Here is a 21614-nt window from a genome sequence, read left to right as displayed (position 1 = left end):
CGGACCTGTCTGCCGCAGGCCCGCACCGGTATGATTTGGCCTGTAGAGATTGGCCATTGGTAGTAACAGGAGGACGAGCTATGGCAGCAAGAACGGAAACCGTCGAATTTGACGGCGAGGCTGGGCGCATAGATTGCGCGCTGGATTGGCCGGATGGCGACGTGCGGGGCTGGGCGCTGGTGCTGCATCCGCACCCTTTGCATGGCGGCGCGCGCGGCAACAAGGTGGTGACGACGATTGCGCGTGCGGCCAACCAGCGCGGCCTGGTGGCGGTACGCCCGGATTTTCGCGGCGTGGGGCAATCGGCAGGCAGCTTCGATCATGCGCGCGGCGAAACGCGGGACATGATAGGCCTGGTGGAGCAATTCCGTGCGCGCTACCCGCAGGCGGCCGCGGGCGCCTGGGCGCTGGGCGGCTTTTCTTTTGGCACGGCCGTGGCGGCGCATGTCTATGAGGCCTTCGCGCAGCGCGGCAGCGCGCCGGATGCCTTGATGCTGGCCGGGCCGGCCGTGGCGCGCTTTGCGCTGGAGGGCCAGGAGCAGCCGAGCCGGGTGCCGCTGGACCGCACCTTGCTGGTGCACGGCGAAGTGGATGATGTCGTGCCGCTGGCGGAGGTGTTTGATTGGCTGCGGGCTGACGGCGTGCCCGTTACGGTCGTGCCGGGAGCCGGGCATTTCTTCCATGGCCACTTGATTACGCTCCGGGGCCTGATGGAAGCGCACATTGCCCGCTTGTGCGGCTGAGCGGGCGATTCCCCGGAACTTTGCCAGGCGTTGCGGGGTCACACCGCCTGGTGCGATTGATATCTGTTGCTACGCATGCGGTTACCGTGTCGTTACAGAGGGTTTCCGCCGTTTGCTTTCGTGTGCCGGCGGGAAGGTGCGACAATAACCGCTTCCCCCCTGAACCCCATCCGGGGCCGGGCAGTGCGCCGTGCCCCCGGATCTGTTTTTCCGTGTTTTATCCATGACAGCTGCTTCTCACAAGAAATCCCCATGGCGTCCTGTGCGGCGTACCCTGGTGACGTTGGCGCTGGCCGCTGCGCCATTGCTGGCGACGGCCCAGACTACTGTGGCGCCAGGCGCGCCGACGCCGGTGGCCGAGCTGTCGTCCATCCCGGCCCCGGTCATTGCCGCGCGGGCCTGGATCACCATCGACGTGACCAGCGGCCAGGTGTTGGCGGCATCGCATCCTGATACCCAGGTCGAACCGGCCTCGCTGACCAAAGTCATGACGGCTTATCTGGCGTTTGCCGCACTGGACGAAAAGCGCGTCACCCCCGATCAGCAGGTGCCGGTATCGCAGCAAGCCTGGAAGACCGGCGGCTCACGCATGTTCATCGAACCGCGCAAGCCGGTGACTTTCAACGAATTGCTGCAAGGCATGATCGTGCAGTCCGGCAATGACGCGTCGGTCGCCGTTGCGGAAACCGTGGCGGGCAGCGAAGCGGTTTTCGCCGACCTGATGAACAAGGAAGCGCAGCGCCTGGGCATGAAGGCCAGCCACTTCATGAATGCCACCGGTTTGCCCGACCCGCAGCACATCACCACGGTGCGCGACCTGGCGACGCTGGCAACGGCGCTGATCCGCGATTACCCCCAGTATTTCGGCTTTTATAAACAGCGCGAATTCACCTACAACAACATCACCCAGCCCAACCGCAACCGCTTGCTGTGGGCCGATCCGTCGGTCGATGGCATGAAAACCGGTTTCACCGATGCCGCGGGTTATTGCCTGATCGCAACCGCCATGCGTGGCGACCGCCGCATCCTGACGGTTGTCGTGGGGACGGATAGTGATGCCGCCCGCGCCGAGGAAAGCCTGAAGCTGCTCAACTGGAGCTTCCAGAACTTCGATACCGTGAAGGTCTTTGCCGACGATAGCGCCAACCTGGTGGTGCCGGTGCGCGAAGGCAAGGAAGATTCGGTGCAGCTGGGCACCGCAGAGCCGCTGTGGCTGTCGGTGCCGCGTGGCCGCGCCGAGGACGTCAAACCGGTCGCCGCGCGCCCGGATCCCTTGCTGGCCCCCTTGCATGTCGGCCAGGAAATCGGGACGGTCTCGCTCTCGCTGGATGACAAGGTGCTGACGACGGCGCCGCTGGTGGTCAAGCAGGAGGTCGAACGCGCAGGCTTCTTCGGCCGTATCGTTGATAACGTCAAATCCTGGTTTGATTGAGTCACAGGGGCGCAGCGGGCGTGGATGAGCCTGCGCCGGCCGCCGCCCCGCATGGCAGGCGCTGGCTGGCATGCGGGCGCCTGTTTCCTTTTTTGCGTGGCCGCGGCGTTTTGCAGCGGCCCGTTTACATTGGCGCGGCCGGAATGGGCCGCAAGGAATCACGATGATCCCTGGCATGGCAGCCGATACGCTGGCTTATCTCAATGGTGCTTACCTGCCAGTCGGGGAAGCGAAGATTTCCGTGCTGGATCGCGGTTTCATCTTTGGCGATGGCATTTATGAAGTGGTGCCCGCCTATCATGGCCGTCCGTTCCGGATGGACGAGCATCTGGCGCGGCTGGAGCGCAGTCTGGCGGCGATCCGCCTGGCGCTGCCCATGGGCATGGCAGGGGTGCGGGATATCGTGCACACTCTGATTGCGCGGCAGCCTGCCAAGCATTGCATCGTCTATCTGCAAGTCACGCGCGGCGTGGCGCGCCGCGATCATCCCTTTCCTGTGCCGGCGCCCGAACCCACCGTATTCGCCATGGCCACACCGTTCACGCGGCCTGATGCGGCAACGCGTGAACGCGGGCTGGCCGTCATCAGCATGACCGATGAACGCTGGCTGCACTGCGATATCAAATCGACATCGCTGCTGGGCAATATCCTGGCCAAACAGGCCGCGGTCGATGCGGGCGTCGATGAGGTCCTGCAATTCCGGGATGGCCTGCTGACGGAAGGTTCGTCTTGCAATGCCTGGGTGGTGCGCGATGGCAAATTGCTGGCTCCGCCCCTGGGCCCTAAGCTGCTGGAAGGCATACGTTATGGCCTGATGGCCGAACTGGCGCGTGAGGCCGGGATCGAATTCATTGCGCGTGAGATCACGCGGGCCGAAGTCGAAAGCGCTGACGAATTGTTGCTGACCTCCGCCAGCAAGGAAGTCCTGCCCATTCTGCAGCGCGATGGCGCCGCCGTGGGCGCGGGCAAGCCCGGCCCGGTGTTCCGCCGTCTGGCGCAAGCGTATGATGCGCGTATTGAGGCCTTGATGGCGCAAGCGCCGCTTCAGGCCGACTGACATTATTTTGGAGCCGTAGTCATGACGACCCCGCAGCAACCCGTACTCGAATTTCCGCTGGACTTCCCCGTCAAGGTCATGGGGCGCCAGCACCCTGAACTGGAAGACCAGCTGAGTGCGGTCGTGCGTGAGCACGCGCCTGATTTCGATCCCGCCAACGTGGAAAAACGCGCCAGCAGCGGCGGCAAATATGTCGGGCTGACCTTCACGGTGCGCGCGAACTCCCGCGAGCAGCTGGATAATCTTTACCGCGCCCTGCACGGGCATCCCATGGTGGTCTATCTGCTGTGATGAACCGTGCGGCGGATGCGCCAGCGTATGGTGCATCTCCTGGCGCATCTCCTGGCGCCAGCACTGCGCCCGCGAGCCTGACGCGGCGCCTGGCCGGGCCGGTGGCCTATCTGCCGGTCTGGGAAGCCATGCGCAGTTATACCGACCAGCGTGATGCGCAGTCCGGGGATGAAATCTGGCTGACCGAACATACGCCGGTCTATACCCTGGGGCAGGCCGGCAAGCCCGAGCATCTGTTGTGCCCGGGAGACATTCCTGTCGTGCAGTGTGACCGGGGCGGGCAAGTGACTTATCACGGCCCGGGGCAGATCATGGCCTATGTGTTGTTTGATTTGCGCCGCGTCGGCATCCATGTGCGCGACTATGTGTACCGGCTGGAGCAGGGGGTGCTGGACGCGCTGGAAAGCTGGGGGCTGGCGGGTGCCTGCCGTCAGGCTGGCGCGCCGGGCATTTATGTGCCGCTTGATGGGCAGACGCCTTTGCCGGCGCTGCCCGGCCAGCCTGCGGCCAATGTCGGCAAGGTGGCGGCGCTGGGCGTGAAGATCCGCAATGGCAGGGCGTACCATGGGGTATCGCTGAATCTGGCGATGGATCTGGAGCCCTTCGGGCGCATCAACCCTTGCGGTTATGCCGGGTTGCGGACGGTGGATCTGGCGCATTTCGGCGTGCAGCGGGAGTTCGGCGCAGCCGGTGATGAACTGGCTGCCAGTCTGTGGCGCAACTTGCTGGCCTGAACCGGATGAGACGCTTGCGGGCGGCGGATAATAGCCCGATAACCTTGTGTAACGATCCCTGGGACTGGCATCGCTGGCCAGGGGTAGTAAACTGGTGGTATTCCTCTTTCTTCCTGCGCGGCCAGGCCAAAAGCTTGCTGCGCTGCAAAAGATTCTACGCATGAGCCAAACCGCAGAAACCGTGAACACCGCCGTGCCGGCTGCCGCTGGTGCAGCGCAGCCTGCCGCCGCGCAGCCGGTGTACGACCCGACCCAGAAACAGAAGTCGCAAGCCAAGACCGCACGCATCCCTATCAAGATCGTGCCGGTGGAGCGCCTGAAAAAGCCGGAATGGATCCGCGTCAAGGCGGCCACGCCCGGTTCGCGCTTTTACGAGATCAAAAAGATCCTGCGTGAACACAATCTGTTCACGGTCTGCGAAGAAGCCTCCTGCCCGAACATCGGCGAATGTTTCGGCAAGGGGACGGCGACCTTCATGATTATGGGTGACAAATGCACCCGGCGCTGCCCGTTCTGTGATGTCGGCCATGGGCGTCCCGATCCGCTGGATGTCGATGAGCCGCTGAACCTGGCGCGCTCTATCGCTGCCATGAAGCTGTCCTATGTGGTCATCACCTCGGTGGACCGTGATGACCTGCGCGATGGCGGTGCCGCGCACTTTGTCGAATGCATTCAACGCATCCGCGAACTGTCGCCCAATACCCGCATTGAAGTGCTGGTGCCGGACTTCCGCGGCCGCCTGGAGCGGGCGCTGGATATCTTCGATATCGCGCCGCCCGATGTCATGAACCACAATCTGGAAACCGTGCCGCGCCTGTATCGCCAGTCACGTCCGGGCTCCGATTACATGCACTCGCTCAAGCTGCTGGCCCAGTTCAAGGAACGCCAGCCGCATATCCCGACCAAGTCCGGGCTGATGCTGGGCTTGGGGGAAACCGACGAGGAAATCCTGCAGGTCATGCGCGATATGCGTGAGCACAACGTCGATATGCTGACGATAGGCCAATATCTGCAGCCGTCCGAGCACCACTTGCCCGTGCTGCGTTATGTGCACCCGGATGTCTTCGCCATGTTCGAGCGCGAAGCGTATGACATGGGCTTCAGCCATGCCGCTGTTGGCGCCATGGTCCGTTCCTCCTACCATGCCGACCAGCAGGCGAATGCCGCTGGGGTGAATTGATGACCACCTGTCAGCCCTGATTTCTGGCCGCCATGGCGGCCAGAAACGGGGTTCTCTTCTCTTTCTGGAATATCCGTCATGTCGTTCAGGACTCTTGCTGTAGCCCTGTCGTTAGCGATCCTGGCCGCCTGCGACCGCACGCCTGCGACCCAGCCGCCGGCGGCTGCCGGTACGGTTGCCGAATCAGCGTCCGCGTCCGCCGCTCCTGGGCCGGGCGCGCGAGGCCCCCTGACTGCCGAAGAGCGCGCCGAACTGGCGCGTGTGTATGCGGGGCGCAAGCTGGAAGTGCTGGATATTTCCGAAATCCAGCAGGATGGCGGCGCGGCGCTGGCCGTCACTTTTTCCGCGCCCCTGGATCCGCAGCAGAAACTGGCGGATTATTTGAGCGCCGTGGACCAGAAGAGCGGCAAGGTGGATGGCGCCTGGCAGCTGTCTGCCAACCTGATGACCGCCACGCTGGGGCCTCTGGCGCCGCACCGTACCCTCGTTGTCACGGTGGAGCAGGGCCTTTCCAGCCTGGGCGGCACGCGTCTGGAACGGGAAAACAAGCAGCAGATCACGACGCGTGATGCCGATCCTGTGGTGGGCTTTGCCTCCAGCGGTTCGCTGCTGCCGACGGAACTGGTTGACGGCCTGCCCGTGATGGCGCTGAATGTTGACAAGGTCAATGTCGATTTCTTCCGCATCCATCCCGACCAGCTGGTCTCGGTGCTGGAATATGGCAATCTGCGCGGCGGCATGGATCTCTGGGATGCCGACTATCTGACCAAAAGCGCCGATCTGGTGTATTCGGGCCGCTTTGACCTGCATACCAAACCCAATATCCGGGAAACCGTGCTGCTGCCGCTGGGCAATATCGAGCCGCTCAAGCAGCCAGGCGTGTATTTTGCTGTGATGCAGCAGGCTGGCAGTTACCAGTATTCCTTGCCGGTGACGCTCTTCAGCCTCAGCGATATTGGCTTATCCGTGCACCGCTACCAGGACCGCATGCTGGTGCTGACGCAGGCATTGGCGGGCGGCAAGGCGCAGTCGGGGGTAGAGGTTTCGGTGCATGACAAAGAAGGCAAGGTGCTGGCCAGCGGCCGCACTGATGGCCACGGCATGCTGGAATTGCCTCAGAAAGAGGAAGCCCGCCTGGTGATGGCCCATCAGGATGGCCAGACGACTTTGCTGCGGCTTGCGACATCCGTGCTGGATTTGTCCGAATTCACCGTGCAGGGCCCTCCGGCAGGCAGCCTGAATTTCTTCATGTTCGGGCCGCGTGATCTGTACCGTCCTGGGGAAACCGTGCCAGTCAACGCGCTGCTGCGCGACGCGGACGGCAAAACGGTACCGGCGCAGCCGGTGGCGGTCGAGGTCATGCAGCCGGATGGCAATGTGCGTTTGCGCTTCACCTGGACCGCCGATAGCGGCGGCCTGTACCAGCGTGATCTGGCCTTGCCCGCGGATGGGCAGGCCGGTTTGTGGACCGTGCAGGCGCGTACCGGCAATAACGACGTGCATACCTATACCTTCCATGTCGAGGATTTCATGCCGGAGCGCCTCAGCCTGGCGCTGGAAGAGCCAGCGGGGCTGCTGCAACCGGACGATGACGTGGATTTCGGTATCGAAGCGCGCTATCTGTATGGCGCGCCTGCCGGCGGCAACCGCCTGTCCGGGCAGATTTATGTGGCGCCGCTGCGCGAAGCCGTGGCGGCCTTGCCGGGCTATCAGTTCGGCCGTGTCGATGAAACCGGGCTGACCCAGACCATTGAGCTGGAACCCTCTGTGCTGGAGGATGACGGCACATCCATCATCTCCCAGCCCTCGCTGTGGCGCGAGGCCCGTTCGCCTGTGCAGGTGACCTTGCAGGCCAGCGTCCAGGAAACCGGCGGCCGCCCGGTCACACGCCGCCAGTCGGTCGCGGTGTGGCCGGCAGACCGTCTGCCGGGCCTGCGCGTGATCAATATCGACGATGACGGCAGTGTGGACATGGATGCCCTGGCAGAAGTCGGCATTGTGCTTTCCGACCGTGAAGGCAAGCGCCTGGCCGCGAAGGGATTGATCGTGCGGCTGGTACGTGAGCGCCGGGATTATTACTGGACGTATGGCGGCAGCGACGGCTGGGGCTACCGCTATGATGAAAAGCATTTTGTTATCGAAGAGCGCACGATAGACGTGGAGGCCGGCCAGGCTGCCCAGGCAGGCTTCCTGGTGGAGTGGGGGCCATACCGGGTGGAAGTGGAAGACCCGGATACCGGAATGGTGTCCAGCGCGCGTTTCTGGGCGGGCTACCGCTGGCAGGATACCGGCGAAGGCATGGGCGTGATGCGCCCTGACCAGGTGGCCCTGACTCTGGACAAGGCATCCTACCGGGCCGGTGAGGTTGCCAAGGTGACGGTGGCGCCGCCCGTGGCGGGAAGCGGCTATTTGCTGGTGGAATCGTCCGAAGGCCCGTTGTGGTGGCAGGCCATAGATGTGCCGGCAGAAGGCAAGGTATTCGAGATTCCGGTAGCGCGTGACTGGGATCGCCATGATTTGTATATCAGCGCGCTGGTGGTGCGCCCCGGCGAGCGCAAGACCTTGCAAACGCCCAAGCGGGCCGTGGGCATCCTGTATCTGCCGCTGTCGCGCCAAGACCGCAAGCTGAGCGTGACGCTGGATGCGCCGGCGCAAATGCGTCCCGAGCGTGCCCTGAACACGCGCGTGCAAGTCAGGGACGAGCACGGCAAGCCGGTCGCCAATACCCATGTGCTGCTGTCCGCCGTGGATGTGGGCATTCTCAACATTACCGAATTCAAGACGCCGGATCCTTTTACCGCCTTCTTTGGCCGCAAGCGTTATGGCGTTGATCAGTTGGATATTTATGGCCGTTTGATCGAGGGCGGCAATTTCCGCCAGGCTTCGCTGGCATTCGGCGGGGACGCCGCATCGGCGCCCGGCGGTTTGCCGCCATTGACTACCGTCAGGCTGGTGTCGCTGCTGGCCGCGCCCGCCGTGACCAATGCCGAAGGCTATGTGGATGTCAACGTGGATGTGCCGGATTTCAACGGCCAGCTGCGTGTCATGGCGCAGGTCTGGAACGACGCTTCTTATGGCGCGAGCGAAGCTGAGACCGTGGTTTCCGCGCCTTTGGTCGCGGAGCTGGCGGCGCCGCGCTTCCTGGCTGGCGGTGACCGCAGCACGCTGGCGCTGGATCTGCACAATCTGTCGGGTGCCGCGCAGGATCTGAATGTCAGCCTGGCGTTCAGCGGTTCGCTGGCAGCCGATGATGAGCGCGCCCAGGGCATGCCGCTCAAGCTGGCCGATGGCGCCAAACGCACGCTGGATCTGCCTATCAAGGCGGTCGGCGGCTTCGGCCAGGGCACGGTCACGGTCAAGATCAGCGGCCTGAAACTGCCTGATGAGGCCGATAGCACCCTGACGCGCCAGTGGCAGATCGGGGTGCGCCCGGCGGTGCCTGCGCAGACGCGCAAGTTCCGCGCGGTTCTGCCCGCGTCCGGCGAGGCCTGGACGTTGCCTGCCAATGTTGATGGCGGCTGGCAGGCTGGTGGCCTGCAAGCCGTGCTGGATCTGTCATCGCAGCCGCCCTTGAATGTGGCCGAGCAGATCAGTGAACTGATCGCCTACCCCTATGGCTGCACCGAGCAGACTGTCAGCGGCCTGTATGCCTCGCTGTATCTGGATCAGGCCGCGCTCAGGCGTTTGGGGGTCAGCAGCGAACCGGACGAGCAGCGCCGCAAATCGGTGGATACCGGCATTCAGCGACTGTTGTCGATGCAGCGCGCCGATGGTTCTTTCGGCCTGTGGAGCCCGGAGTCGCCGGAAGCGCATTGGGTGACTGTTTATGCCACCGACTTCCTGCTGCGTGCCAAAGCGCAGGGCCATGAGGTGCCGGCCCATGCGCTGGAGCAGGCAACCCGCAGGCTGCAGTCTTATTTGACGGATGGCAATGTGGGCCTGGACTTCCGCTCCGAGTATCCCGGTCATGCCATTTTCGCGGTGCGCGCCTATGCCGGATCGGTGCTGGCGCGCAGCAAGCAGGTGCCGCTGGCCAGTCTGCGTTCGCTGTTCGAACGCCGGGATATCTCACAATCCGGCTTGCCCCTGGCGCATCTGGGGCTGGCATTGATTGCCATGGGCGACAGCCAGCGCGGCGAAACCGCGCTGCGCGAAGCGCTGGATAAGCAGCGTCCAGAAAATTACTGGCTCAATGACTACGGCAGCCAGTTGCGGGATGGCGCTGCCATTCTGCAATTGATGCTTGAGGCAGAGGTTCTGCCCGAGGCGCGCAATCAATTGCTGCTGTCCGTGTCCGAGCTGATGCATGACCAACGCTGGCTATCGACGCAAGAGCGGGCATCGCTGCTGCTGGCGGCCGTGCGTCTGGATCAATCGCAACAGCCGCGCTGGACGGCCACCTGGGAAGCGGGCGGCAATAGCGAAACCATCTCTTCGGATCGCACGCGGGGCATCATGGTGCCTGCTACCGACCTGGCGGGGAACGCGCTGACGGTGCGCAATGATGGCGCCACCGCGCTGTACGCCAGCCTGACGCTGCGCGGCTACCCGAACACGGTGCCGCAGGCGCAGGACAACGGGATTGCCATCCGGCGCCAATACCTGGATCTGGAAGGCCGGCCGCTTAATCTTGCCAATGTGCGCAGCGGCGAGCTGGTGCTGGTGTCGCTGACGGTGCGTGCGAGTCTCTATGTGCCGGATGCGCTGGTCGTGGATTTGCTGCCGGCCGGCTTGGAGCCTGAAAACCAGAATCTGGCGCATGCGTCCGCCAGCCTGGAGCAGGCGGGCGAAAATGTGCGCAACCTGTGGCAGCAGGCGATGCAGACGACGATTACCCATCAGGAATACCGGGATGACCGTTATGTCGCCGCATTGCCTTTGTCCCAGGGCTTGAACACCCATTTGCTGTACCTGGCGCGTGCCGTGACGCCGGGTTCTTATCTGGTGCCGCCGCCCTTTGTCGAGTCCATGTACACACCGGCGAAGAATGGTCTGGGCGCCGCGCCGGGGCGTCTGACCATCAAGCCCTGACAGGCAGGCATGCCAGGATGGGAATGATGGCGAGGGCAGGGCAGCCGCAAGCGCCGCGGCGCGGCGGCCGTCCGGGTGACGGCCGGGCCGCGGCATGGTGAAGGCGCAACGGGCAGGCCGCTGGCGGCGCCGCGGCGGCGGAGTATTGCTGGGCCTGCTGCTGATGGCGGGCCTGCTTTGGCTGGCGGACTATTGCTTCCCTTTGCCTGTGCCGCCGGCGGAAACGGCCAGGGTCGTGCTGGCCGAAGATGGCACGCCGCTCTGGCGTTTTGCCGATGCGCAAGGGGTGTGGCGCTATGAGTCCAGGCGGGAAGAGATCTCGCCGTATTACGTCCAAGCCCTGCTGGCTTATGAGGATCGCTGGTTCTGGCAGCATCCCGGCATCAATCCGGTGGCCCTGGGGCGTGCCAGCTGGCTGAACCTGCGCTACGGGCGGGTGGTGTCCGGCGGCAGCACGATTTCCATGCAAGTGGCGCGTTTGCTGGATCCGCATCCCCGCACCGTGGCGGGCAAGCTGCGCCAGGTCTGGCGCACGCTGCAATTGGAATGGCACTATTCCAAGGAAGAGATTCTTGAGATGTACCTGAACCGGGCGCCGTTTGGCGGCGTTCTGGAAGGGGTCGCCGCTGCCAGCTGGACGTACCTGGGCAAGCCGCCCGCGGATTTGAGCCGCGCCGAAGCCGCGCTGCTGGCGGTATTGCCGCAGGCGCCCAGCCGCTTGAGGCCAGACCGCCACCCGGAGCTGGCGCGGCAGGCCCGCGACAAGGTACTGCAGCGCATGGCGGAGCAGGGCATCTGGAGCCAGGCGCAAGTCGATGAAGCCCTGATGGAGCCGGTCTATCTGTTCTCCTTGCCCCGACCCCAGGCAGCGCCGCTGCTGGCGCGGCGTCTGGCGCAGCAGCCGGGCGCGGGGGCGGTGATACGCACCACCATAGATGGCATGCTGCAATTGCGCATCGAGCAGGCCATGCAGCGCTGGAAGGCCACGCTGCCGCCCAGGGTATCGGCCGCCGTGCTGGTGATTGAGCACAGCAATATGGCGGTGCGCGCCTACGCCGGGTCGGTGGATTTCCTGGACGCGGCGCGTAACGGACAGGTCGATATGGTGACGGCGACCCGTTCGCCAGGCTCCACCTTGAAGCCTTTTCTGTTTGCCATGGCCCTCGATGAAGGGCTGATCCACTCCTCTTCTCTGTTGCAGGATGTGCCGCGTCATTATGGCGAGTACCGGCCGCAGAACTTCGCGGCGGATTTTTCCGGTCCGGTCTCGGCGGCAGAAGCCTTGTCACGCTCCTTGAACCTGCCCCTGGTGCAATTGCTGGAAGCCTATGGCCCGGCGCGTTTCGCCGGGGAACTGCGCGAAGCCGGGCTGCCTTTGCGCCTGCCTGCGCAGGCGACGCCTAACCTGTCCTTGATATTGGGGGGCGCCGGCAGTTCGCTGGAGCAACTGGTCGCGGCATACAGTGTTTATGCGCGTGACGGCCAGCTGGCGGCGCCCCGGTTTGCGGCAGACGCGCCTTTGACGGAACGCCGTTTGATTTCGCCGGGCGCCGCCTGGATTACCCGGCAGGTACTGAGCGGCCGCCTGGCGCCGGACCAGGCGCCGGCAGGCGCCAATGCGCTGGCCTGGAAAACTGGAACCAGTTATGGCTTTCGCGATGCCTGGGCGGTCGGGGTGGGGCCGCGCTATTTGATTGGCGTTTGGGTGGGCCGCCCGGATGGCGCGCCGGTCGCTGGCCAGTTTGGGCAGGCGGCGGCAGCGCCCTTGTTATTTCAGGTGCACCGGCTGGCGCATCGCGAAAGCGATAGCCTGGCGCGCCAGATGGCGGCAACGGCACCGCCAGCGGTAGGGGTGGCGCGTATTTGCTGGCCTTTGGGCCAGCACATGCCGGAAGATAGCCCGGATTGCCGCCAGGCCCGTCAGGCCTGGGTGCTGGATGGCGTGACGCCGCCCACTCTGTTGGCGGGGGATCAGCGCCCAGGCATGGGTCTGTTGCTGGATTATTGGGTTGGGCCGTCCGGGCGGCGGGTTGCCGCAGCCTGCCCGGGCGCCAGCGCAGCCAGCCTGGTGGCCTGGCCGCAGCCGCTGGAACCGTGGCTGCCGCGCCAGGAACGTTTGTTGGCGCGTTTGCCTGCCGCGGCGCCTGAGTGCCCGCCGCCGGCGCTGGAAACCGGCACGCCGCTGGTGATTCTGGGTGTGCGCGAAGGTGACCGCCTGCGCCGTCCGGCGCGCAGCCAGGCGCCGGTCACGTTGAACCTGAGCGCCCTGGGCGGCAGCGGCCAGCGCTGGTGGTATATGAACGGGCATGCCTTGCCCGCGCAGGAAGTGGCCGGCTTGCTGAGGGTCGCGCTGCAGCGGCCAGGCCGTTACCGCATCAGTCTGCTTGACGAGGCCGGACAGACCGCCAGTGTGGAATTCGAGGTCATCGAATAGCCTGGCGCTGCTGCCGCCGCCTGGCGGGCCGGAGGCCGGTCTGCGGCGGCGGGTCATTAGGAAATAGGAAAAGCGTCGTTCGGATTTCCGCAGCGCCTGGGTAGCATGAGGGTTTGGTCTGGCGGTTCCGGTGTGCCGTACCGGAGCGGGTGACAGGCCTGGTTGCGGAATAAGGTCTTACGCCGTTATGTCTATCATCGCGATCGCGGGCAGCCCATCGGCCCGTTCACGTTCAAACGCCTTGCTGCGCTATGCCGCGCAGGCGCTGGCGCGGCAACATGGTGCCGTGGACAGCCTGGGCCTGCAGGATATCTGCGCGGAGGATCTCGTGCAGGGCAATTATGCCGGGCAGGATGCCGCCCGTTTGCGCCAGCGCGTGGCGCCCGCTCGTGTCGTGCTGATTGCCACGCCTGTCTATAAGGCGTCGTTCGCGGGCGGCTTAAAAGCCTTGCTGGACTTGCTGGATCAGACGGCGCTGGCGGGGAAAATTGTCTTGCCGCTGGCCAGCGGCGGCAGCGCGGCGCATCTGCTGGCGCTGGAATATAGCCTTAAACCCGTATTGTCTGCCTTGGGGGCGCGCCATATTCTGGCGGGAGTCTATGCCACCGAGGCCCAGGTGCGGCTGGATGAAGCGGGGCAGGCCCAATTTGACGAAAGCATCCGCGAACGCCTGGACGCCGCGGTCACCGCCGTCAGCCTGTTGCTGCCTGCCCGGGAGCCGCACGCTTCCTACGACCTGGGGCGCCTGGCCAGCCGTCTGCAGTTGGCGGTCTGAGGCGCTTGCGCGGTATTCCGCCCCTCTGCCTGGGGCGTTTGCTGGCAGCGCTGCTGCCAGTCTTGTCCACTTTTTCAGGAGTGTCACCATGACAGTTTCTTCCATCAATGCGCGCAATCAGTTCCGCGGAAAAGTTAAAGCCCTGATTCTTGGTCCGGTCGTCTCGGAAGTGGAAATTGAGACACCTGCCGGTATTGTCACCTCTGTGATTACCACCCGCTCTGTGCATGATTTGGGGCTGGAGGTCGGCACCGATGTCCTGGCGTTCGTCAAAGCGACCGAGGTATCGGTCGCTCGGTTGTGATCTTGGCGCGGCGTCCATAGACGGCGCCCGCGCGGCGCCTTTTGCTTTATGCTGGGCGCAGGGATGGGGGTCAAACCTGTTGCCTGCGCAGCGAACGGAATGGCTGAGGGTTTTCCCTTGGTTCATGGAAAAGTGCAATGATTGCCCGGAATATTGCATTTCAGGGGCATCATTAACATATTTATAATCTCCTCGTAATCTGCCAGGGATACCTGTTTGACAGCGGCAAACGGCTGTCATGTAAAGGTTTTCCATATTCCTGGCTTGCCTGGCCGCACATTTTCCAAAGCGGCCATTTATACGGAGACAGATATGGAAAACACAATTTCCAATCCGATGCTGGAGAAGGTCAAGGCACTGCTGCCGGAGATCGCTTCGCGTGCGGCCCAGGCTGAACAAGACCGTCAGGTGCCGGCTGAAAACATCGCCCTGCTCAAGAGCATCGGCCTGAACCGGGCCTTCCTACCCAAGGCCTACGGTGGCCTGGAAATGTCGCTGCCGGATTTTGCCCAGTGCATCGTGACCCTGGCGGGCGCCTGCGCCAGCACGGCCTGGGCGTTCAGCCTGCTGTGCACCCATAATCACCAGATGGCCATGTTCCCCAAGCAGTTGCAGGACGAAGTCTGGGGCGCCAACCCAGACGCGACTGCCAGCAGCAGCATTGCGCCGTTCGGCAAGATCGAAGAAGTCGAGGGCGGCGTGCTGTTCAGCGGCCGCATGGGCTGGAGCAGCGGTTGCGACCACGCGGAATGGGCCATCCTGGGCTTCCACCGCCCGAATGAAGCGGGTGAAAAGGTTTACTGTTTTGCCGTGTTGCCGCGCCAGGATTATGAAATCCTGGATGACTGGTATGCCATCGGCATGCGCGGCAGCGGCTCCAAGACCCTGGTGGTGGACAAGGCTTTCGTGCCCAATCACCGCATCCAGGCCGCCAAGGACATGATGGAAGGCAAGTCTGCCGGTTTCGGTCTGTACCCCGACAGCAAGATCTTCTACACGCCGTACCGTCCGTACTTTGCCAGCGGTTTTTCTTCCATCAGCCTGGGTGTGGCCGAGCGCATGCTGGAAGCCTTCAAGGAAAAAACCAAGAACCGCGTGCGTGCCTATACTGGCGCGACCGTCGGCAATTCGGTGCCGGCCCTGATGCGTCTGGCCGAATCGACGCACCAGATCGCTGCCGCCCGCGCCCTGCTGGAAAAGACCTGGGAAGAACACCGCGAGCACGGCGAAGCCAAGCGTTACCCGACGCGTGAAACGCTGACGTTCTGGCGCACCAACCAGGCTTACGCCGTCAAGATGTGTATCGAAGCGGTGGACCGCCTGTTTGCCGCTGCCGGCGGCGGCGCTTGGTTCGAAACCAATGAAATGCAGCGTCTGTTCCGCGATAGCCACATGACTGGCGCGCACGCCTACACTGACTATGACGTTTGCGCCCAGATCCTGGGCCGTGAACTGATGGGCCTGGATCCCGATCCTACCCTGACTTGATGAGGGACCGTGCCTGGGTTGTGCCAGTCATGCGCTTATCCGGCGCCTGCCTGGCGGCCCGGCACCTTAGGGTTGCCCGCTTGCCGGGGCAGCCGTTTTCCATCATGGATGGCGCAGCGCGCTGCGCGCCGCCCGCCATGGATGGCAAGGAGACGATATGACACAAGCCACTCAGACGGGGACTTCAATAGACCCGCGGGTCCTGCGCCGCGCGCTGGGCAACTTTGCCACCGGCGTGACGATTGTCACGGCGACCTCGCCCGCGGGCGAACGCACGGGCGTGACTGCCAACAGCTTCAATTCGGTGTCGCTGGATCCGCCCCTGGTGCTGTGGAGCCTGGACAAGCGTTCGGGCAGCTGCGCCGTGTTCGAGCAGGCCAGCCATTTCGCCGTCAATATCCTGTCCTCGGACCAGATCCCGCTGTCCAATCAGTTTGCCCGGCCCAATACCGATAAGTTCGCTGGCGTGGCCTTGCGCGAAGGCCATGGCGGCAGCCTGTTGCTGGAAGGTTGCGCCGCCAGCTTCCAGTGCGAAAAGCATGAAGTCGTTGATGCCGGTGACCACTGGATTCTGATCGGCCGGGTGCTGGCGTTTGAAGATGGCGGCCAGGCGCCTTTGCTGTACCACCAGGGCGCGTATTCCATGGTGTTGCCGCACCCGCATGGCGCGCGCGGCGAGAATGCCGCGCCGCAGCTGCCCAGCGGCTATCAATCGCGTCTGCGCGACAATTTCTATTACCTGATGACCCAGGCAGTGCGCCGCTATCAGGAAGATTATCAGCCCGAGCAGCTCAAGACCGGCTGGCGTGCCGGTGAGGCCCGCTTGCTGATGGTGCTGGACCCTGTGCAGCCCCTGAGCCAAGGTGCGCTGGTACGCGAAGCGGATATGCCGGCCCGCGAAATCGACGGGGCGTTGGCCTTGTTGCGTGAACGCGGCTTGGTGCAGAGCGCCGCCGATGGCGTCTTGCTGACGGAAGCGGGCGCGGCTGAAGCCAAGGCGGTCTGGGAAGTGGCCCAGGCGCAGCAGGAGCGTGTCTTCGGCCAGTTCAGCCCGGCGCAAATGCATGCGTTCCGCACGGTGCTGGCGGCGGTTATCGACTCGCAGCCTCAGCCCTGAAGGCGCCTGGCGGCTGGCCCGCCAGGCGATGGAAGAAACGGCTGAAATACGCCGGGTCTTTGAAACCCAGCAAATGGGCGATTTCAGCGACCGGGTGGCTGGTGAAAATCAGCAGCCGCTTGGATTCCTGCAGCAGCCTTTCATTGGCCAATTGCTTGGAGGAATAGCCGGCCACGCGCCGGCAGGCCTCGTTCAGGCGCAGGTCGCTGACGTGCAGCAATTCACAGTACCGCGCAATCGGCCAATGCTGCAGAAAGTGTTCTTCCAGCAAGGTATTGAAGGCGCGGAACAACGCCAGGTCGTCTTTGCGCGCCGGGGGCGCGGGTATCGAAGCCGGCGCCAGACGCAACAGGCTGATGAAGGCCAGCTGCGCCAGCAGGCGCAAGGCCTGGGCGCGGGCGGGATGGCGTGATTGAAACTCGGCGCGCAAACGCTCGAACAGTTGGGTCAGGCCGTGGATTTCATCACGGTGGCGCGCATCCAGCGCTTCGATGGACAGGCAGATGGGGGCAATGGATTGCCCATGCGCCAGGCCGGGTTCCGCATTCAACAGATCAGTGATGATGGGCTGCCGCACGGTCAGCACATGGCCGCTGGCATTGTCTTCGGTGACGAAGGCGTGGGCGAAGGCGGGCGGCGTCAGGAAAATCATCGGCCCGTCGAGCCGGTACAGACTGTCGTCCATATGCACCCGCACCGCGCCGCTGGCAACATAATGCACCTGGAAATAGCGGTCATGCCGGTGTACCGACATGCTGCGGCCCAGCCGGTTGGCCAGGGTATCCAGCTCGGCGTAATGGACATCCGCCTCGGCATGCTCGGCGCCGGCCAAATGGCCGATGCCGAGGTTGGGGATGGGTTGTCCAGTCGGGATATGCATGATGCGATCGTTGCCCAGCTCAGGCGTGTCTGGCGCCGCAGGCCTGGCCGCCAGCCTCAGGGTTTGACTTGCTTGAGTTCGTCGAGCAGGGCCAGCAATTGGTCCAGCTTGTCCTTGCCGAACTGCTGTTGCAGCCGCTTGTGGTTTTGCTCGACCTCCTGCGTCATGCGCTGGTAGATGTTGCTGCCATTTTCCGTAATGCTGACATAGATGCGGCGCTGGTCATGCTCGGCTTTGCGTTTGCTGACCAGGCCATCGCGTTCCATGCGGTTCAGAATGCCGGTCATGCTGGGTTTCAGAATACAGACCAGGTCGGCCAGCTGGTGGCTTTCCATGTCGCCATGCTGCTCCAGCGTGCGCAGAATGCGCCATTGCTGCTCGGTGAGGCTGTGGCGATTGAGCGAAGGACGGAAAAACTGCATGGAAGCTTCACGGGCCTGCAGCAGCGAGAGGGTAAGAAACGGACGGGTGATGATAGACATGGGGGAAATCTGCGGAAGAGGCGCCCCTGCCGGAGGCAGGCGGATATGACCGGTCAGGCGCGGCTGGCGCGTGCCGGTGCTGACCCGTGGCAGGGACAGTCTCCTGGGCACCGTTGTACCGCCTGGCCATATGGTTTTCGCGGCATGCGTTTATGTCAGCCAGGTGCGGCGGTGAAGCCCCGATTATGACGGATTTTGCGCCGGTGTAGGGAAGAGTTCCAGCGGGTGGAACCCCCTATTTTCCAGGCGGCGCGGCCGGCCCGCGCCGCGCCTGTCTCAGGCGGCCTGTCCTGCCGGTAGATGGGGATGCGCCTGGGCAATGGCGTAGCGGCCCTGGTGGTACAGCAAGGGAGCCTGGCCGCCATCTTCGAATGCCAGCACCCGGCCGATCAGAATCCAGTGGTCACCGGCATCAACGACTTCATGCTTTTCGCACTGGAAGCTGGCGGCGCAACCTTCCAGCAACAGGCTGCCGCCATGGCCTTCGCGCAAGGCCACGCCAGCGAACTTATCGGTATTGGGCCGGGCAAACTGATTGGACAGCGGGATCTGGTCCGAGGACAGGATATTGACGGCGAAATGGCTGGCCTGCTCGAACACGGCGCAGCTGCCCGAACGCTTGTCCAGGCTCCACAGCACCAGGGGCGGATCCAGCGACACCGAATTGAAGCTGTTGGCAGTCACGCCCGTGCGTTCGCCCGCGGGCGAGGTCGCCGTGACAATCGTCACGCCAGTGGCAAAGTTGCCCAGCGCGCGGCGCAGGACCCGCGGGTCCTGCGCAGGCGGGAGGGCCAGGCTGGCAGAGGGCATAGGGCAAGGTGTGCTCATGGCATAAGACCCGCTGTGATTCACGCCTGCCCGGCCTGGCGGATGCGATCCAGCGCGTTGATGTCATCCGAGTTGTGCAGGTGCGGCACCTTCCAGCCATGCTGGTCATATTCGGACAGGCATTGATCCACCAGCCCTACCATGGCAGCCAGTTTGCCCGAACCCTTGGCATAGCCCAGGGTTTGCAGGCGGATATCGTCCTGGTTGCCGGCGTAATTGATTTCATACAGCTCGTGGCGGCCGCCGAATTCACTGCCTATGGCATCCCACATCAGTTTCAGGATCTTGATGCGCTGCACATGATCCATGCCGCCCGAACCGCGGCAATACACCGAGAGGTATTTGTCCAGTTCCGGGTTGGCCAGATCGCGGGCGCCGGAGGGCAGGTAGATCAGGCCGCTGGCGACGGTCTGTTCGATGATTTTCTTGATGGCCGGATACGCGGTCGGCGCCATGACGCGATAGGTTTGCATGGCCTGGTTGCTGGGCAGCAAGGCAGGGGTGCTCCAGTGGTCCTGCCGTTCGGCGGCGCCGTGCATGGCGTCGGTCAGCGACCAGAACAGGTTGCGCCAGGCGATCACTTCGCCGACCTGGGCCGCGACCCCGCGGAATTCCAGCGTGCCGGTGCATTCCAGCGCTTTGACCAGCAGGCCGCTGATGAAGTCCAGCTTGACTGCCAGCCGGGTGCAGCCCTGCATGGGGTAGATACGGCCAAAACCGCCCTGGCTGGCAAAGCTGCGGCAACGCTCGTAATCGCGGTGGACCAGCACATCTTCCCAGGGGACGAAGACATGATCGAGGATCAGAATGGCGTCATTCTCGTCGAAGCGGCTCGACAGCGGATATTCAAAGGCGCCGCCAGTCAGGCCGGCCTGCAACTCGTAGGACGGGCGGCAGATCAGTTTGACACCCTTGGCGTTCATCGGCGCCAGGAACATGACGGCGAAATCGGTGTTGTCGCCCATGACCTGCGCAGACCCGAAGCCGATGAAGTTGTAATGCGTGAGCGCGGAATTGGTGGCGACCACTTTGGCGCCGCTGACCACAATGCCTTTATCGTTTTCTTCGACGATGCGCATGAACACATCGCTGACCTGATCACTGGGCAGGTTGCGGTCTATGGGTGGATTCACGATGGCGTGGTTGAGGTACAGCACGGACTCCTGGATGCGGCGGTACCAATGGCGCGCGTTATCGGCAAAACGGCCATAGAACTCGGGGTTGGCGCCCAGCGCCTGGCCGAAGGCGGCTTTGTAGTCCGGTGTGCGGCCCATCCAGCCGTAGGTGAGGCGCGACCAGGCGGCAATGGCATCGCGCTGGGCTCGCAGTTCATCCTGGGTGCGGGGGATGGTGAAAAATTTGTGGGTGTAGCCGCCACTACCGGTATCCGTGTCCCAGCACAGCTCGTCCTTGGTGGCAGGATCATGCAGGGCGTCGTAGAGGCGCGCGACCGATGCGGCCGCGTTGCGGAAAGCCGGGTGGGCGGTGACGTCTTCGACGCGGTCGCCGTAGATATAAATTTCGCGGCCGTCACGCAGGCTGGCGAGGTATTCCTCGCCTGTCAGGGGCCGCTGGGAATTACTGCGATAGCTTTCGGGATACATGCGGGGAGTCTCCTTTCCTGTCTTTGGGTGTGCCGGGCATGGCATGGCGGCAGCCGGGACGAGGCAGGCCAGGGGCCTGCCGCCGGGCCCCCGGAGGGCACATGCGCGTCACTGATATGGTAGGAAGACCGCCGCGCGAGAGGAATGCAGCTTTCGTCGTTAAGCTTGGATTTTTCGCAAGGCGCCAGGCGTCGCCCCTAACTGGCGATAACGGATCGGCGGCATGCCGGTACGCAGGCTGAAAAAGCGCGAAAAATAGGCCGGGTCCTGGAAGCCCAGCGCGAAACATATCTCGCTGACGGATTGATTGCTGTGCAGCAGCAGGCGTTTGGCTTCCTGCAACTGGCGCTCGGCAATGATTTGTTTGGATGACATATCGGCCAGGCGGCGGCAGATCAGGTTCAGCCGGGCCGTGGTCAGCCCCAGCTGATCGGCATAGCGCTGCAGCGGCCAGTTATCCACGCAGTGTTCCACGACGAGCTGGTTGAAGCGATGAAAGTGTTGCAGTTCCGTGGGGGCGACCGGGCGGCGTGCCGGCGCGGCGGCGCCCAGCCGCAGCAGGGTTGCGATGATAAGGCGCAGCAAGGCCATCAGATTGCCGTCACGGCCGGGATGCTCTGCGTGGAATTCCGCCTGGGCCTGGTGGAACAGGCGTACCAGGGCGAGGCCTGCGTCATGTTCATGCGCCTGGTGGGGGCCGAGATCCACGCACAGGGGCTGGCCCAGCGCCAGGCTCAATTCAGCCTCGCCTTGAAACAGGGGCCAGACGCGCTGCTGCCGAACCGTCAGCGTGATGCCTTCGCTATCGCTGTCCGTGACGAAGGCATGGGGAATGCCTGGCGGAGTAAAAAAGCAGACGGGTCCGGGCAGGCGGTATTGCTGGTCATCCAGGTAAAGGTGAACCTGGCCATTGAAGATGCAATGAATCTGGAAGAAACGGTCATGCCGGTGCACCGGCACGCTGCGCCCGAAATAAGTGCTGAGCCGGCCATGCGCGTCGCAATGAAAATCGGCGTCGGCATAGCGCTGATCATGAACGGGGCTCAGGTCCAGAAAAGGGATGGACGCGGTTTTCCAGGGAGTGCTCGTCAACGATGGGTATGCCTATATCTGAGGTCAATCGGGGTGGGGCGGGGATCGCGCCGCATGACATCGCCAACGGCGGCAGGCCGTGGGCCTTGCGCCTGTTTTTAGAGGGCGCGGCCAGGGCCGCATGATGTCTGGACAGGGCCGG

Annotated in this window: 17 protein-coding genes; 12 read left to right on the top strand and 5 right to left on the bottom strand. The window is 63.7% G+C overall.

Annotated elements, in window-relative coordinates; genetic code table 11:
- Positions 1–80: 80 nt before the first annotated feature.
- From ACTJGZ_RS05240 to ACTJGZ_RS05185, 12 genes are all read left to right on the top strand, one after another.
- Positions 81–743 carry an alpha/beta hydrolase gene (locus ACTJGZ_RS05240; RefSeq protein ID WP_441661889.1) on the top strand — a complete coding sequence of 221 codons (663 nt, stop codon included), beginning with the start codon at positions 81–83 and terminating at the stop codon, positions 741–743.
- A 223-nt stretch (positions 744–966) separates the two neighbouring features.
- The gene (locus tag ACTJGZ_RS05235) at positions 967–2175 is read left to right on the top strand and encodes a D-alanyl-D-alanine carboxypeptidase family protein (protein ID WP_441661888.1); all 1209 of its coding nucleotides are present in this window, start codon (positions 967–969) and stop codon (positions 2173–2175) included.
- Positions 2176–2338: 163 nt separating this feature from the next.
- Positions 2339–3232, top strand: a complete 894-nt coding sequence (locus ACTJGZ_RS05230; protein WP_441661887.1) for a D-amino acid aminotransferase — start codon at positions 2339–2341, stop codon at positions 3230–3232.
- 21 nt (positions 3233–3253) lie between these two features.
- On the top strand, positions 3254–3523 hold the full coding sequence (locus tag ACTJGZ_RS05225; RefSeq protein ID WP_441661886.1) for a DUF493 family protein: 270 nt from the start codon (positions 3254–3256) through the stop codon (positions 3521–3523).
- A gap of 77 nt (positions 3524–3600) precedes the next feature.
- Positions 3601–4257: a lipoyl(octanoyl) transferase LipB gene (gene lipB, locus ACTJGZ_RS05220; protein WP_441661891.1), complete on the top strand. Its 657-nt coding sequence runs from the start codon at positions 3601–3603 to the stop codon at positions 4255–4257.
- 160 nt (positions 4258–4417) lie between these two features.
- Entirely contained in the window at positions 4418–5437 is a 1020-nt protein-coding gene (gene lipA, locus ACTJGZ_RS05215) for a lipoyl synthase (protein WP_441661885.1), read from the top strand.
- Between the two features lie 78 nt (positions 5438–5515).
- Entirely contained in the window at positions 5516–10468 is a 4953-nt protein-coding gene (locus tag ACTJGZ_RS05210) for an alpha-2-macroglobulin family protein (protein WP_441661884.1), read from the top strand.
- A 94-nt stretch (positions 10469–10562) separates the two neighbouring features.
- Entirely contained in the window at positions 10563–12902 is a 2340-nt protein-coding gene (pbpC, locus tag ACTJGZ_RS05205; protein WP_441661883.1) for a peptidoglycan glycosyltransferase PbpC, read from the top strand.
- 187 nt (positions 12903–13089) lie between these two features.
- A complete protein-coding gene (gene ssuE, locus ACTJGZ_RS05200; protein ID WP_441661882.1) occupies positions 13090–13677 on the top strand; it encodes an NADPH-dependent FMN reductase in 588 nt (195 codons plus the stop codon).
- Between the two features lie 88 nt (positions 13678–13765).
- The gene (locus ACTJGZ_RS05195) at positions 13766–13981 is read left to right on the top strand and encodes a TOBE domain-containing protein (protein ID WP_441661881.1); all 216 of its coding nucleotides are present in this window, start codon (positions 13766–13768) and stop codon (positions 13979–13981) included.
- Between the two features lie 312 nt (positions 13982–14293).
- On the top strand, positions 14294–15469 hold the full coding sequence (locus ACTJGZ_RS05190; protein WP_441661880.1) for a p-hydroxyphenylacetate 3-hydroxylase oxygenase component: 1176 nt from the start codon (positions 14294–14296) through the stop codon (positions 15467–15469).
- A gap of 157 nt (positions 15470–15626) precedes the next feature.
- Positions 15627–16586 carry a p-hydroxyphenylacetate 3-hydroxylase reductase component gene (locus tag ACTJGZ_RS05185; RefSeq protein WP_441661879.1) on the top strand — a complete coding sequence of 320 codons (960 nt, stop codon included), beginning with the start codon at positions 15627–15629 and terminating at the stop codon, positions 16584–16586.
- On the opposite strand, the gene hpaA (ACTJGZ_RS05180) is transcribed toward ACTJGZ_RS05185, so the two are convergent.
- From hpaA (ACTJGZ_RS05180) to hpaA (ACTJGZ_RS05160), 5 genes are all read right to left on the bottom strand, one after another.
- Positions 16561–17466, bottom strand: a complete 906-nt coding sequence (gene hpaA / locus ACTJGZ_RS05180; protein WP_441661878.1) for a 4-hydroxyphenylacetate catabolism regulatory protein HpaA — start codon at positions 17464–17466, stop codon at positions 16561–16563. The two genes, ACTJGZ_RS05185 and hpaA (ACTJGZ_RS05180), sit on opposite strands and share 26 nt — an antisense overlap.
- A 56-nt stretch (positions 17467–17522) precedes the next feature.
- The gene (hpaR, locus tag ACTJGZ_RS05175) at positions 17523–17948 is read right to left on the bottom strand and encodes a homoprotocatechuate degradation operon regulator HpaR (protein ID WP_441661877.1); all 426 of its coding nucleotides are present in this window, start codon (positions 17946–17948) and stop codon (positions 17523–17525) included.
- 276 nt (positions 17949–18224) lie between these two features.
- Complete coding sequence (locus ACTJGZ_RS05170; RefSeq protein WP_441661876.1) at positions 18225–18776, bottom strand: flavin reductase family protein; 552 nt, start codon at positions 18774–18776, stop codon at positions 18225–18227.
- Between the two features lie 20 nt (positions 18777–18796).
- Positions 18797–20380, bottom strand: a complete 1584-nt coding sequence (gene hpaB, locus ACTJGZ_RS05165) for a 4-hydroxyphenylacetate 3-monooxygenase, oxygenase component (RefSeq protein WP_441661875.1) — start codon at positions 20378–20380, stop codon at positions 18797–18799.
- Between the two features lie 159 nt (positions 20381–20539).
- A complete protein-coding gene (hpaA, locus tag ACTJGZ_RS05160; protein WP_441661874.1) occupies positions 20540–21472 on the bottom strand; it encodes a 4-hydroxyphenylacetate catabolism regulatory protein HpaA in 933 nt (310 codons plus the stop codon).
- Positions 21473–21614: the final 142 nt, after the last annotated feature.

Source organism: Kerstersia sp. (assembly GCF_052103615.1).
Taxonomy (GTDB): domain Bacteria; phylum Pseudomonadota; class Gammaproteobacteria; order Burkholderiales; family Burkholderiaceae_B; genus Kerstersia.
The sequence above is the reverse complement of the archived record's forward strand: the minus strand, read 5'-3'. Positions and strand labels throughout refer to the sequence as shown.

Bases quoted from the DNA above. Each gene is read 5' to 3' on its own strand.
- hpaR (WP_441661877.1), bottom strand. From the start codon at position 17,948: ATGTCTATCATCACCCGTCCGTTTCTTACCCTCTCGCTGCTGCAGGCC.
- hpaB (WP_441661875.1), bottom strand. From the start codon at position 20,380: ATGTATCCCGAAAGCTATCGCAGTAATTCCCAGCGGCCCCTGACAGGC.
- ACTJGZ_RS05195 (WP_441661881.1), top strand. From the start codon at position 13,766: ATGACAGTTTCTTCCATCAATGCGCGCAATCAGTTCCGCGGAAAAGTT.
- ACTJGZ_RS05230 (WP_441661887.1), top strand. From the start codon at position 2,339: ATGATCCCTGGCATGGCAGCCGATACGCTGGCTTATCTCAATGGTGCT.
- ACTJGZ_RS05235 (WP_441661888.1), top strand. From the start codon at position 967: ATGACAGCTGCTTCTCACAAGAAATCCCCATGGCGTCCTGTGCGGCGT.
- hpaA (WP_441661878.1), bottom strand. From the start codon at position 17,466: ATGCATATCCCGACTGGACAACCCATCCCCAACCTCGGCATCGGCCAT.
- ACTJGZ_RS05225 (WP_441661886.1), top strand. From the start codon at position 3,254: ATGACGACCCCGCAGCAACCCGTACTCGAATTTCCGCTGGACTTCCCC.
- ACTJGZ_RS05170 (WP_441661876.1), bottom strand. From the start codon at position 18,776: ATGAGCACACCTTGCCCTATGCCCTCTGCCAGCCTGGCCCTCCCGCCT.
- ACTJGZ_RS05190 (WP_441661880.1), top strand. From the start codon at position 14,294: ATGGAAAACACAATTTCCAATCCGATGCTGGAGAAGGTCAAGGCACTG.
- ACTJGZ_RS05185 (WP_441661879.1), top strand. From the start codon at position 15,627: ATGACACAAGCCACTCAGACGGGGACTTCAATAGACCCGCGGGTCCTG.
- ACTJGZ_RS05240 (WP_441661889.1), top strand. From the start codon at position 81: ATGGCAGCAAGAACGGAAACCGTCGAATTTGACGGCGAGGCTGGGCGC.
- lipA (WP_441661885.1), top strand. From the start codon at position 4,418: ATGAGCCAAACCGCAGAAACCGTGAACACCGCCGTGCCGGCTGCCGCT.
- ssuE (WP_441661882.1), top strand. From the start codon at position 13,090: ATGTCTATCATCGCGATCGCGGGCAGCCCATCGGCCCGTTCACGTTCA.
- ACTJGZ_RS05210 (WP_441661884.1), top strand. From the start codon at position 5,516: ATGTCGTTCAGGACTCTTGCTGTAGCCCTGTCGTTAGCGATCCTGGCC.
- pbpC (WP_441661883.1), top strand. From the start codon at position 10,563: ATGGTGAAGGCGCAACGGGCAGGCCGCTGGCGGCGCCGCGGCGGCGGA.